16 protein-coding genes are annotated in these 13,249 nt (G+C 33.9%); all 16 read left to right on the top strand.

The window, feature by feature from the left end; genetic code table 11:
* On the top strand, positions 1–456 hold a 456-nt coding region (locus EZ428_RS24050), incomplete at its 5' end, for a hypothetical protein (RefSeq protein WP_165501728.1).
* A gap of 109 nt (positions 457–565) precedes the next feature.
* Positions 566–1,567, top strand: coding sequence for a hypothetical protein (locus tag EZ428_RS21210; RefSeq protein ID WP_131555282.1), 1,002 nt, complete (start codon positions 566–568; stop codon positions 1,565–1,567).
* A gap of 228 nt (positions 1,568–1,795) precedes the next feature.
* Complete coding sequence (locus tag EZ428_RS21205) at positions 1,796–2,257, top strand: hypothetical protein (protein WP_131555280.1); 462 nt, start codon at positions 1,796–1,798, stop codon at positions 2,255–2,257.
* Positions 2,258–2,434: 177 nt separating this feature from the next.
* Positions 2,435–2,950 carry a hypothetical protein gene (locus tag EZ428_RS21200; protein WP_131555279.1) on the top strand — a complete coding sequence of 172 codons (516 nt, stop codon included), beginning with the start codon at positions 2,435–2,437 and terminating at the stop codon, positions 2,948–2,950.
* A gap of 110 nt (positions 2,951–3,060) precedes the next feature.
* Positions 3,061–3,969, top strand: coding sequence for a leucine-rich repeat domain-containing protein (locus EZ428_RS21195; protein WP_131555277.1), 909 nt, complete (start codon positions 3,061–3,063; stop codon positions 3,967–3,969).
* A 150-nt stretch (positions 3,970–4,119) separates the two neighbouring features.
* On the top strand, positions 4,120–4,416 hold the full coding sequence (locus EZ428_RS21190; RefSeq protein ID WP_131555275.1) for a hypothetical protein: 297 nt from the start codon (positions 4,120–4,122) through the stop codon (positions 4,414–4,416).
* 3 nt (positions 4,417–4,419) lie between these two features.
* Positions 4,420–4,875, top strand: a complete 456-nt coding sequence (locus EZ428_RS21185; RefSeq protein WP_131555273.1) for a hypothetical protein — start codon at positions 4,420–4,422, stop codon at positions 4,873–4,875.
* A 784-nt stretch (positions 4,876–5,659) separates the two neighbouring features.
* Complete coding sequence (locus tag EZ428_RS21180; protein WP_131555271.1) at positions 5,660–6,049, top strand: hypothetical protein; 390 nt, start codon at positions 5,660–5,662, stop codon at positions 6,047–6,049.
* 212 nt (positions 6,050–6,261) lie between these two features.
* The gene (locus EZ428_RS21175) at positions 6,262–7,116 is read left to right on the top strand and encodes a helix-turn-helix domain-containing protein (protein ID WP_131555269.1); all 855 of its coding nucleotides are present in this window, start codon (positions 6,262–6,264) and stop codon (positions 7,114–7,116) included.
* Between the two features lie 86 nt (positions 7,117–7,202).
* A complete protein-coding gene (locus tag EZ428_RS21170; RefSeq protein WP_131555267.1) occupies positions 7,203–7,619 on the top strand; it encodes an OsmC family peroxiredoxin in 417 nt (138 codons plus the stop codon).
* A gap of 18 nt (positions 7,620–7,637) precedes the next feature.
* Entirely contained in the window at positions 7,638–8,129 is a 492-nt protein-coding gene (locus tag EZ428_RS21165; protein ID WP_131555265.1) for a DUF2306 domain-containing protein, read from the top strand.
* A gap of 168 nt (positions 8,130–8,297) precedes the next feature.
* Positions 8,298–9,563 (top strand): hypothetical protein, encoded by a 1,266-nt coding sequence (locus EZ428_RS21160; RefSeq protein WP_131555263.1) that lies wholly within the window; start codon positions 8,298–8,300, stop codon positions 9,561–9,563.
* Between the two features lie 209 nt (positions 9,564–9,772).
* Complete coding sequence (locus EZ428_RS21155; protein WP_131555261.1) at positions 9,773–10,774, top strand: metallophosphoesterase; 1,002 nt, start codon at positions 9,773–9,775, stop codon at positions 10,772–10,774.
* Between the two features lie 72 nt (positions 10,775–10,846).
* A complete protein-coding gene (locus EZ428_RS21150) occupies positions 10,847–11,254 on the top strand; it encodes a GNAT family N-acetyltransferase (protein ID WP_131555259.1) in 408 nt (135 codons plus the stop codon).
* Between the two features lie 168 nt (positions 11,255–11,422).
* The gene (locus EZ428_RS21145) at positions 11,423–12,529 is read left to right on the top strand and encodes a sensor histidine kinase (RefSeq protein ID WP_131555257.1); all 1,107 of its coding nucleotides are present in this window, start codon (positions 11,423–11,425) and stop codon (positions 12,527–12,529) included.
* Between the two features lie 86 nt (positions 12,530–12,615).
* On the top strand, positions 12,616–13,239 hold the full coding sequence (locus EZ428_RS21140) for a hypothetical protein (protein WP_131555255.1): 624 nt from the start codon (positions 12,616–12,618) through the stop codon (positions 13,237–13,239).
* The last annotated feature ends 10 nt before the right edge of the window (positions 13,240–13,249 follow it).

The following is a 13,249-nucleotide window of genomic DNA, read 5'->3' as shown; positions in this document are numbered from 1 at the left end:
GCAGCTCAGACATACATAGACCAAACAATAACAAAACTCAAGGACAACTGTGACATTGAAAGTTTTGACTTATTTACAAGCAGAATTGAGTATTACAAAGACTTTCAGAAAGTTGCAGGAATATTAAAACAAATCAAAGCGTTCATTTCAAAAGACACGGATACAGTTTGGGCGGGCTTTGATAATGCGGACAAGTTTTTAGACGAACTAAATCAAGACATTGAAAAAATTGAAAACTATAACTTTCAAACACTTGAAAAAGTACATGTTGAGTTTTTGCCAACTTGCACATATCAAGAACTTTCAATGTCAAACGGTTGGAGTGACAAGTATCTTGAACTATCGACAGAATTTGATAAAATATATGAACTAATGACCGAAAGAAAAACAGCACATAACAGCACCTTGCCAAAAACGGGGCAGTTGTGGTTAAAGAAACTTTTCGGCTTCGAATAAAAATTAGTAATAGCTTGAAAGGTTAGTGATATGAAAGCCCCGCCTTCGGCAAGCCCCGAAACGTTATAGCCAATTTTAGGACTACACACGAATACCACGAGAAGACAATATGACACAAAAAATATTACTACTTATTTTGACGGTTTTGACACTTCAAAGCTGTAACCTTGGGACATCTGGAACTTGGAGAAACGACAACATTGAAAAAGACAAAAAAGAACAAATTAAAATTTTAAATGACAAGTTATTTAAAGCAATTATAAGCAATGATGTTGCTGGCGTCAAGGCTTTAATGTCCGACAAGCTACTTGAAAAAGGAACTTCAGAATTGAACAAGTTCATTGGTCAAGTTAGCACTTCTTTCAAATCTGACAGTTATAGAATACTTGACGAATACTATGTTCATAATTCAACAACAGGCATTGGTAACACTTTGCCTTCAGGCATTTCTGGCGAAAATGACTATGTAATAAGATATCAAGCATTGAACAATGAAATGTACGTTTCCTTGTTATTGCCACAGGGACTTGACGATGAACTATTGATTACAGCAATTTATGGAAAATACAACAATCAGTGGAAAATAAATATTTTGCAATTCGGGCAGTATAGTTTATACAAAAAGACGGCCCCCGACTATTACAAACTAGCAAAGGAAAGCTACGACAAATCATACTTGATTGACGCTGTAAACTATATTGGATTATCCAAACAATGTCTAAGACCAGCTAATGACTTTTTTCAATATCAAAAAGAAAAAGACATTAATGAATTATATGACAAAGTAATGAAAGAAGTTAATTCTAAGTATGCATTCCCATTGACACTTCACAATGTTGAGACCAAACCGAAAATTTTTAGAATTTATCCACAAGAAATGAGTGAAGGTATTTTTCCTGCTGTTTTATATCTGACTAATATAAATCTTAAGGACACCACTGCTCTAAAAATTGAAAATGAAAAAGTTAAAATAGAAGTTGGGAAATTATTTCTGGGGATTGACAAAGAAAAAAAGGCGGTTTTATATCGAGCATTCAACGAGTTACCTAATAGCTCAAATACGAAAGTGGTGAAACATTATGGGTTTATTGATTTGCTGCAAAATAAATAACGACATATAACAGCAAATTTGAGCAAAAATGGCTGACGGTGGTTTAAGTTGATTCATCAGTTATTTACTTAATTTAGCACTGTACGACAATGTGTCTGCAAGCAATGCCATTTCTGCACAAATTTTCAAAACGTTAGCGATAATATTATGAAACGACTACTTTTAATAACCGCATTGAGTTTGACAATATGCAGTTGCTCATCATCAGGCACTAAAAATAAAGATACTATGGGTTTTTTTGACAAACTATTTGGTAAAAAAGGCAGTACAAATAAGCCTAAAAACCAAACATCAAATATTGACAAGACAAGTCAAATTTATATTGACTATCAAAATAAATTATTGGAGACAAAACAGTTTTATCCATTTGACAGATGGAGAGAAAGTTATAATGACGGCTTAACTCAATACACAAAACAGAACTGCGACAAAACAAAAAAGGTCTTTGACGACCTCATAGCATCTCTTATTGACCTTGGCGGAAATGGAAGCGAAGCACAAAAGAAAGAATTGTTTAAGACTGCAATTATTAAGACCAACAAACTTAATGACGAAATTGACGGCTTAATTGAAACAGGTGAAAGAGAAGACTTGTGTGAATTGACAGACAAAATAACTATTGCTTGTGGACTTGACCCACATAAATATGGAGATGGCGAAGGATTGGCAAGTGAATGGAGAGAATGGTAAAAAACTACTGCTAACAACAAATTTGTACAAAAATGGCTGACAGTGGTTTACATTAATTCATCAGTTATTTACATAATTTAGCACTGTACGACAATGGTTCTGCAAGCAATGCCATTTCTGCACAAATTTTCAAACCGTTATAGGTAACTTTAATGACCTTGACAAATTCATAAGACCTTGAAAAAAATACTTTTCTTGCTCGCGTTTACTGGTTGGGCAATTGCTTTGTTAGTCCATATTTTATCAATATTTGAAATTTATTTTTCAGATACCTTCCCCATTGAGGACTGGTTATTCCCAGGTCTTTTTGTTGTATGGATAGCCACAATATTTTATTTAAAAAGTGAAAAGGAATTAAAATCAGAGAATGCTATTGCGAACAATGAAGACAACTATTTCTCTCCTATGTTCGACAATATACCTAATTGGTTAAGAGTACTTGCTATATTTAGCTTCATTTACTCGCCTATCAACTTTTTTATGACTGCCAATGGGTATACCCCTGAAATTGATAATGGACAATTCATTTTGATGGAAAAAAGTACATTTATTAAAACATTAACCAAATTAGAATATATCCATTATAAGGCAAATGAAGTAAGGCTTTCTACAGGACACCTTTTAGCGTTTTATGGTATTTCTTCCGCATTTTTATATAGAAATATGAAGATGGGCTTAAAAGGCTATACCTAACAACATGGTTAAGTTAAGCCTTGGGCGAAGTTCGAACACAAGAATTTAAAGTTATTTAATTAGTTTACTGCTGTAGTGCTGTTAGTGGTAAGGCTATAACGATACACACAATGAGAACATACTTAATAACATTAATCGGCCTGTTTTCCGCTCTGACCTCATTTGGCCAAGTCAAAAAATGCTGTGAAACATACGTATACGAGGGCTATATTCTAACGAAACAGAATAAAAAGCTTACAATTAATCTCAATTTTCTGGTTCTTCTTGATTCAACAATTGTCGGTTCATATCATTATATTCCTAAAAATGGTTCGTTAAAATTAGTTGGACACCTAAATAAGGATAATTCATTTGAACTTGTAGAAAGAGATAATAATGAAACTGTAACAGGATTTTTTAAAGGCAACTTAACATCTGGAAAGTCAAACATTACTGGTATTTGGAGTTCTCCTAAAAAAGATAAAAACTTTAAATTCAAACTTGATAAAACAATAGGAAAATCATATTGGGATTACATTCATAAAAACAGAAGCCTTTATGAATACAAAGACATTCGACTTGCAATACTGGAAAATAAAAAGGTCTTAAGTATTGATGTTGCTGGCCAAGATATAAATAAATTACCCGGCGAAATTTTTAAGCTAAAAAATATAGTTTCATTTAATCTGCTTGGAAACAAGTTTAAAAAATTCCCTAAAGAATTAAGTAGTTTGAAAACTCTTAACGAAATTTCTATGAGTTCAAACGAGCTAGCTTTTGTAGGTCCCGAAATCGGCCGACTTGAAAACTTGAGAATATTAATATTGAATTTCAATCGGATCAAATCTCTTCCAAAAGAAATCGGACAATTGACAAACCTGCTTTATCTAGAACTTGGGCGAAATCAGTTGACAACACTTCCGGACGAAATCAGAAATTTAACAAGTTTACAAGAACTGCATATTGAAAACAATAACATATCTGAACGAGAAAAGAAACGCATCCAAAATCTTTTACCAAATTGCGTAATTCACTTTTGACAGAAAACCCTACTACTAACAGCGCCTTGGCAAAAGTGGCGGAAAATTCTTCTACAACCTTGCCAATCTTTTAGTAATTTTATCTTAACCGCCACCATTCGCCAAGCCGCAAAACGTTGTGCGTCATTTTAAAACGAAATCCTATACCAAATGAGTTTACAGGGACAGACAGTTAGAATTATAGTAAGCGAACCGTGGGATTGGGAAGGGAACTTATTTGGAACAATTCTTTCTGACAGAGGAGGACAAAAATTATTAGTAGAATTCACCAAACCAATAACAGGCAAGAAACTTACAAGTAATTTAATCGAACTTACACCAAGATATGAAAAGACAACTTTCAAACCGTTAACCCAGAATTACGCTGTAACAGTTGGAGGTGCATTGGTAACAAAAGAAACAGACGAATTTGACTATATTATTATTGGCAGTGTGATAATTGACTAAGTTATGAACAGGAATAATCAAAAAGAACCACTTTTCAGAAAAGTTAATACGAACGCAAGAAATGTACACCACAATTTCGGAGGGGATTTTAAATATTCAAGAAATAAAAAACAGGAAACATTAGAGCAGACAAAAGGAACAATGTATGGCAAGAAAGATAGAGGTTTAGATTATACGCCACTTTTTAGATTTTTACTGTCAAAAATCGGTTCAGAATGGAATGAAATATTTAGCGAAGCAAAATCAAGATTAGATAAAACAGAACCTATTTTTTGGGTAGTCGCATTAAATCAAAATGAAAAAGAGGACTTTGTTAGAATTGGCGAATCGACTTATTTTTCCGGAATGTATATTGACGATGAAGGGATTTTACAGTTGACAAACCCCACATTAAAATCAACAGACTTAAAACACTACTGCAACTGCTGTACACATACTTTTAATGGAACAGTATATTAACCAGAAGAAAAAAACGAACGTACAACAGGGGCTAAATAAGGGCTCAGGTTTTGTAATTCTATATATCTTTAGTGCTAGGTTCGGGCTGATTGCCTTGAATTCCAATAAATCGCCAAGCCGAGAGACGTTAGGCGTAATTTGGACACATACTACTATAACCAAAGTTTATTAAGCGATCATAAATAATCGAAAATATGAAAGTAAAAATCAAGAAATTAAAAACCTCAGAAACCTCGTTTAAAGCAGGGATTTACTTGGGATTTCTTATTTCTCTCGGTTTAACATTTTTCATCTATACTTCTGGTAACAAAACCCTAGAACTTATTTTCCAATTAACAATTGGAACAGGCTTTATTGGAATAATTTTCAATGTTCTAATAATGTGTCTTACTTCTATTCTTTTGTTTCTTTTTCCTAATCTTTTGACCAAATACACCAAAGAGAAGCTTTTTAATTTAGTAGTGCGAACACATATCCCCCTATTTTTAGGAATTATAATTGGACTATTTCGGCTAATTAATTTTGAAGTATCTAGAAGTATTATCTTTTGGACATTGGAATTAATATCGTTAACTCTATTAATATATAATTTAAATAAAACCTGTAATAACAACGCCTAACAAGAGGTTTAAGTTAAGCCTTGGGCGAAGCAAGATCACAATAATTTGAAGCTATTTATTAACTTTACTGCAATGGATACTTTGTACAAGAAAGTTTTAGGCTCAACTTAAACCTGCAAAACGTTAAACGTAATTTCCGACTTCAAACTAAAATTCGAAATTAAATGAGCCAAGAAAAGCTAGATACCGAAGAAATACTAGTTGAACTAGCAAAAAAAATCATTGGAGGAAATGAAGTCAATAACATACTGAATAACCCAAATGAGTTTCCCACTGAATTAATTGAAAATCTATCTCTTACTACTGCCCTAAAATACTGGAAAGGAGAAATAAATTACGTAGAAGGAGATTATATTATTAATAACCTTTATTCATTCTGGTTGACAAAAGATTATTATCTTAACTATGGTTTTTCAGAAATAGCCTGGGAATGTTATGAAGCCTTCGACGCCGGAGAATATTTTAGAAGTGATGATGACAGAAAAATTGACCCAGCTGAAAAATACACAAAACCTCTTATTGAAGAAATATTAAAAAGAAAGAACAAAATATAAAAACTACTCATAACAACAGGTTTAAGTTAGGCCTCGGGCGAAGTGCGAACAAAAGAATTTGAAGCCATTTATTTAGCTTAGTGCTGTGGGTAGTTAGTATAAGTAAATTTTAGGCTCAACTTAAACCTGCAAAACGTTTAGCTGCATTTTAACATACAACTTCAACCGACATAGCCATTAAATAAATTATATTTGATCATCCCCCACAATTAATGATCGGCGACCACGAAAGATATGACTTATTTGGCAAGACACTACTAGAAGTTTTAGTGTTAAAGCCACCCTTTAATTATGAAATGCCTGCAGCAGAAAATGCTTGTTTTCATTATATGCTAGAAAATGAAATGCAGTATAAAATTGATGAGAAAGAAGTAAGTATTGCAAGCAACGAATCTGTACTGCTTAATTGCAGAACCGTAGGCAATAAAATGAGCAGTATTAATACAGCAACTAAAAACAAATTGGTAATTGTTCATTTCCACCCAGATATCTTAAAGAAAATTTATGATAGAGAAATGCCAACATTATTGCAGAAACCAAAAAATGCGATTTCAAATAAAACCAGTGAAAGAATAAACAACGACTTTTTAATCCACAAATACATAGAAGGCCTTCTGTTCTATTTCGAAAATCCATCGCTGGTTAATGAAGATATCCTCATATTAAAATTAAAGGAAATCATCATTTTACTTTCGCAAACTAAAAATGCCGAAGCCATTCAGATGATATTGTCTCAATTGTTTTCGCCAACCATCTATTCTTTTAAACAAATTATAGCGGCCAATCTTTTTTCGGCCATTACACTAGACGAATTAGCAGATTATTGCAACCTCAGCTTATCTTCCTTTAAACGAGAGTTTGCAAAACACTATAACGATACCCCAGCCAACTACATCAAAACTAAACGTTTGGAAAAAGCGACTGAATTATTAACGATTTCCGACAAGCGTATTACGGACATTGCCTTTGAATGTGGCTTTAATGATTTGGCAAATTTCACCAAGAGTTTCCACGATAAATACAGTATTACTCCAAGTAATTACAGGTTGAACCAAATTGCCAAATAATTGAACTGATTCGCAAAAAGCCTTTCCATTTTCTATCCAATATTTGCATTGTCAATAACGACATCACATATTAAAAAATAGAAAACATGAAACGTACAGCAAAAGCACATTGGGCAGGTAACCTAAAAGAAGGTAAAGGCGAAATAACTACACAAAGTGGAATTTTAAACAACACAAACTACAGTTTTAAAACTCGTTTTGTGGGAGAAGAAACTGGTACAAATCCAGAGGAACTATTGGCAGCTGCACATGCAGGATGTTTTACAATGGCTGTTAGTGCTGCTTTAACAGAAAAAGGATTAAATCCATCAGCGTTAGATACAGAAGCAACCGTACAAATGGAAGGTTTGTCTATCACCTCAGTACATCTTCATATTACAGGGCAAGTAGCTGGTCTTAGTGCAGCAGAGTTTGAAGCCATTACCAAAGGAGCCGAGCAAAATTGTTTAATCTCTAAAGTACTGAGCATACCAATCAGTTCAGAAGCTCATCTTGTATCTTAATTGTAAAGGAACTAAATCATGGGATTATCAACGCTAGGGATTTTTCATACCATCATTGGTATTGCAGCCATTGTTGCAGCAGTGGTATCGTACATCAAATATGGCAAGATCAATTTGGCCGAATTATCAGGCAAAATATATTTATACAGCACTGTCATTACCTCGTTAACTGCCTTGGGCATCTCAAAGCATGGCGGTTTTAACCCAGGTCATATTTTTTCAATATTTATTTTGATTTTAGTAGTTGTAGCCTATTTACTTCACACCAAAAAAGGGGGAAATAACAGAAGTCGATATGTAGAAAATTTTCTTTTGTCCTTTAGTTTTTTCCTGTCTTGGGTGCCAACAATTAATGAAACCTTTACGCGAGTTCCACTAGCACAACCTTTTGCAAAAGGCCCAAGTGATCCCATCATAGCCCAAACATTATTGGCACTCTTGGTTCTGTTTGTTGCTGGCTCTATTTTCCAGTTCATAAAGCAAAAGAAAATGAATAAAACGGTTAATTAATAACAAGTTTCAGTATGCCTCATTAGGAAATAAAAATCCCTGTTCAAATTAAATTGGATAGGGATTTTGCAATCAATAGCAAATTTGTAATGGAGATGTTAATTCAGGAGTTAAATTCTATCAAACATTTGTGCTAAATTCACTCTAGAATTTTAAACCTACGCTCTCATGAAAAAAGTAATCTTCCGATTTTTCTTCATTCTATTTCTTTTAATTATTAGTCCTTGGTATTTTTTAAATGATATACCCGGCGTATCATTCCTGCTTGATTTTTATCACAAAGCCGAAGTATGGATAGTAGAGCTCTTTAATAAGCATTTATTACACGTTAAAGATACATTGAATGAAAATGGCGGTGGCAGCGGAGACACATCATACGCCTGGGCACAATTTTATACATTTATCCTCCTATCAGTATTATTGTGCATCGTATGGAGTATTATCGACCGTAAAAGAAAGAATGATTATTTAACACTTGACTTCTTGCTATATAATCTCGTACGTTACCATTTAGCACTGGTTTCCTTCAGCTATGGGATCATTAAAATTTTTGCGCTTCAAATGCCTTTCCCAAATTTAAGTCAGTTGGCAACACCACTTGGAGATTTTTTACCCATGCGCTTATCATGGATGTTCATCGGTTACTCCACTACATATCAAGTGTTTTCAGGGGTAATGGAAATTCTTGTTGGCGCATTGCTCTTAAATAGAAAAACTGTAACGCTTGGAGCGCTAATTGGCGTTGTTGTTTTTGCAAACGTATTTATGATTAACCTGAGTTATGATGTCCCAGTGAAGCTATATTCGCTGCAACTCTTGATGAATGCTAGCTTCCTGATTATAATGGATTGGGAAAGATTATCATCGTTTTTCTTGCTTAACAAGCATATTACACCCGCAGTCTTTTACGACATTCATTTTAAGAAAAAGTGGCAAAAGATTGGCAGGATCGTATTTAAAATTGCCTTTGTAATCGTTTTCGTTTTACTGCCTTTTAATAACTCTTGGAAAAGATTTAAAGCACAAGATGAAAATGATCAAAAGGCAATAAAAATGGGAGTTTATAACATTAAGGCGTTCACAAAAAACAATCAAAAGGTTACCAATGGTGATGAAATGATTTGGAAGGATTTCATATTTGACAAGGGAGGCTCAGGAAGTATAAAAACAACTGACACGATATTTAGACAAAGGTATGGTAGAGGATATTTTATCTATAGCCTTGACTCTGTTTCAAAGACCATTGCATTTAAAAAATATTTGGCAGACCAAAACGACTTATTTAAATTGAATTATAACATAGTTGATAAGCAAAACTTAGTTTTATGGGGTAAAGTGGGGTCAGACTCTTTGCGTTTTGAACTTCAAATGGCCAACAAGAATTTTCAATTGGCAGAGCGACAATTCCATTGGATTTCAGAAGCAAATAGGTAAGTACAAAAGCTAATAAACATATAGCTTTGCCAATTAAAACTGAGATGGCCTGTGGATTCTGTTTACCGAATTTCTCCAATTGGGAGCACAAAATTGATTGTAAGCTTCTTCTATTAAACTTTTGTACATTAGGCGAGCTGATTGCTTCGATTACCTTGCCTTCGTAAAACCGCAAAACCTTAGGCGCATATTAAACCACATTTTACAACATGAGAACATTTGTTATTGGCGACATACATGGTTGTTTTGATGAACTCATGGAGCTCACTGAAAAAATTGGATTAACTGAAAACGACCAACTTATTTCCGTTGGTGATATAGTTGACAGGGGAAATAAATCTAAGGAAGTGTATGAGTATTTTTTAAATAGACCCAATTCAAAAGTGTTGGTTGGTAATCACGAAAGAAAACACCAGAATAGAATTCTGAGCTATTCACAAGAAATTGTGAAACTTCAATTTGGTGCCGATTATGAAGATTTTCTAAAATGGATACGAACGCTAGACTATTACTACGAAACAGAAGACGCCATTATAGTTCACGCTTTCTTTGAGCACGATAAAGCATTAAAAGAACAAAAGCAGGAAGTGTTGTGTGGCTCAACCTCTGGCGACAGATATTTAGAGAAAAAGTATGCGCCTGAAACATTTTGGGCTGAATACTATCAAGGCAACAAACCCATAATTTATGGGCACCATGTTGTAGGCGACAAACCAAAGATTGTAAACAACACTTATGGCATTGATACTGGTTGTTGTCATGGCGACTATTTAACAGCGATCGAGCTTCCAACTTTTAAAATATTTCAAGTAAAAGCTAAAAAAGATTATTGGAAAGAAGAACAAAGAATATGGCAAATTCCAGTTCTAAAAGCTAAAGACTGGGCTAATATGCAATTTGCAGATATAGACAAACAACTTCATAAACTCGCTTTTATCCAGGAAGCTGAACTAGTTAATTACTTATCAGAAATTAGAATTTGGAAAGAAGAGCTAGTAAACTCTTACAGGGATATCCACCTAAAAATCGACAAGTTAAGCAAGTCGTTGATGAAAGAACATAAGGACAATTTCAGCGTTGAAGCTAATAAATTTCAATTCAAAGCTTACTTATTTAAAAGCAAAACCAATAACCTAACGATTGAATACTTAGAAAAAAGCTTGAATACACCCAACAAAGTGTTAGCATTAAAAAGCCAGTTAAAACTATAAAAAGCGTCCCCAGACTTGGGGTAACAATAAATTATACGCTGTAAGAAACCTAAAATGCTTTAATCAATCACCATGAACATTACCATTTCAGAAAGACGAGACATTTTACTTGATGACATTATTGATTTATATAAGGCAAACAAGTGGAGTGCTGCCAACATGCCAAATGAGCTGTACAATGCGTTAACAAGTTCTCATTCCTTATTTTCTGCTTGGGATAATGATAAGTTAATTGGTATAGGCAATGCAATTTCTGATGGATATTTAGTTGTTTACTACCCTCATTTACTTGTCCACCCAAACTATCAAGGTAAGGGCATTGGACAAATGATAGTAGAAAAAATGCAAGAAAAATATGGAAACTTTCACATGCAAATGCTTACAGCAGATGGAAAATCTATAGAATTTTACAACAAAGCAGGTTTTGTAAAAGCCGGCAATACCCAATCAATGTGGATTTACAAAGGAGACGAACACTAGATTAAAACCAATGCACAATTAAGGTTTTACCCCATTGCTCCCTATTTATTTAATTCTTATTTAATCAGCGGAAATTTTATCTTAGTAAAAGTTTAATTGTCCCCAAATTCTCAATAGTGATTTAGTTTGATAAGAATATTGAACCAGGGCAATCACCAATTTTTTAACATGATTCAATTTAAAGAAGAGCATTGGGAATTACTGTTCAATTCAATAGATGAGGGATTTTGCATCATTGAAATGATTTTTGATGAGCAGGAGAAACCAATTGACTATCGCTTTTTAGTCATTAATTCTTCTTTTGAAAAGCAAACCAAACTTAATAATGCAGTTGGCAAGCGAATGCGAGAATTTGCACCCAATCATGAAGAGCATTGGTTCGAGACCTATGGAAAGATAGCATTAACGGGCGAATCGGTGAGGTTTGAAAACTATGCCGAACAACTGAATTGCTGGTATGATGTTTATGCTTTTCGTTTTGGAGACCCAAAAAACCTTCAAGTAGCTATTCTATTTAATAACATTACAGAACGCAAGCAATCTGAAGAGCAAATCAAATTGCTGAATAAAGAATTAGCTGAAAGGGTTTGCCAATTAGAATTCGCTAACAAAGAACTAGATGCCTTCTCCTACTCAGTATCGCATGACTTACGAGCACCCCTAGGCATATTAAACAGCTTTATCAAAATATTGGCAGATGAACTGTCAGGAAACTTAACTGAAGAAATCAGCTATATTTTAGGGGTGATGAATAGTACTTCTCAAAAGATGGAAAATCTGATCAAAGACATGTTGGTTTTTTCTCACATCAGTAAAAGTGAAATTGAAAGAAAAGAGATTAACACACAACAAATTGTAAACAACATAGTAGAAGACTTCTGCAAACAACATTTTGTTGAAAAAACAATTTTTAAAATTGGTGATTTACCTCCCTCAAACGGAAATAGTTCGATGTTAAATCAAGTGTGGACAAACCTAATCTCTAACGCCTATAAGTATTCCAAAAAGAAATCGCCCCAGACAATAGAAATTGGATCAAAGCAAAATGTTGAGGAAACAACATATTATATCAAAGACAATGGAGTTGGGTTTGACATGCAATCACACCAAAAATTATTTGGAATATTCCAACGCTTACATAGTGATAGTGAATTTGAAGGAGCTGGCATTGGTTTAGCTATTGTTCAAAGAATCATTACGAGACATGAGGGCAAGGTATGGGCTGATGCAAAAGTGAATGAGGGGGCTACTTTTTATTTTACAATTCCGGCATAGGGAATTGACTGGTTGTACAGTCCCATTATTAATGGTTAAGGATAAATTAAAACATTCTTTTTGCTTTCATATAAATCATTACCCAAATGAGCATCATTCCAAAACTTGCATCTTCCCTCAGCCGCAGGGATGAGGTACCTAACCAAGAATTAGCAAAAGAAATAGCCAACCACAAGGATCAAAATGCAGTTCAAGAACTTGTTGAAAACCTAAAGAATAAGAATAAGGACATTCAAAATGACTGCATTAAAGTTATTTATGAAATTGGCGCCATTATGCCTTCTTTAATATCAGCCCATGCTGCAACATTTATTGAATTACTTGAGCATAAAAATAACCGAATACAATGGGGTGCAATGACGGCAATCAATACCATCACGCTCCAAAATCCCAAAATAATTTATGCTTCATTGACTAAAATCGTCGAAACAGCTGATAAAGGATCTGTAATTACAAAAGATCATGCGGTAAACATTTTAATCGATCTGTGTTCTTTGAAAGAATATGCCAACAATGCCTTTCCCTTGTTGGCAGCACAATTGCTAAGCAGTGCAACTAACCAATTGCCAATGTATGCAGAAAGGGCAATGCCGATTATCAATGCTAAAAACAAGACGCTTTTTATTAAAACACTCACTTCTAGACTTGATGACATTGAAAAAGACACCAAAAGAAAACGAGTAGAAAAAGTGATTAAAAAAATTAGTTAAGATTAAAAAT

The organism is Pedobacter frigiditerrae (assembly GCF_004331645.1).
Taxonomy (GTDB): domain Bacteria; phylum Bacteroidota; class Bacteroidia; order Sphingobacteriales; family Sphingobacteriaceae; genus Pedobacter; species Pedobacter frigiditerrae.
Note: the sequence above shows the minus strand (reverse complement) of the source record. Positions and strands in the feature narration are given on the sequence as shown.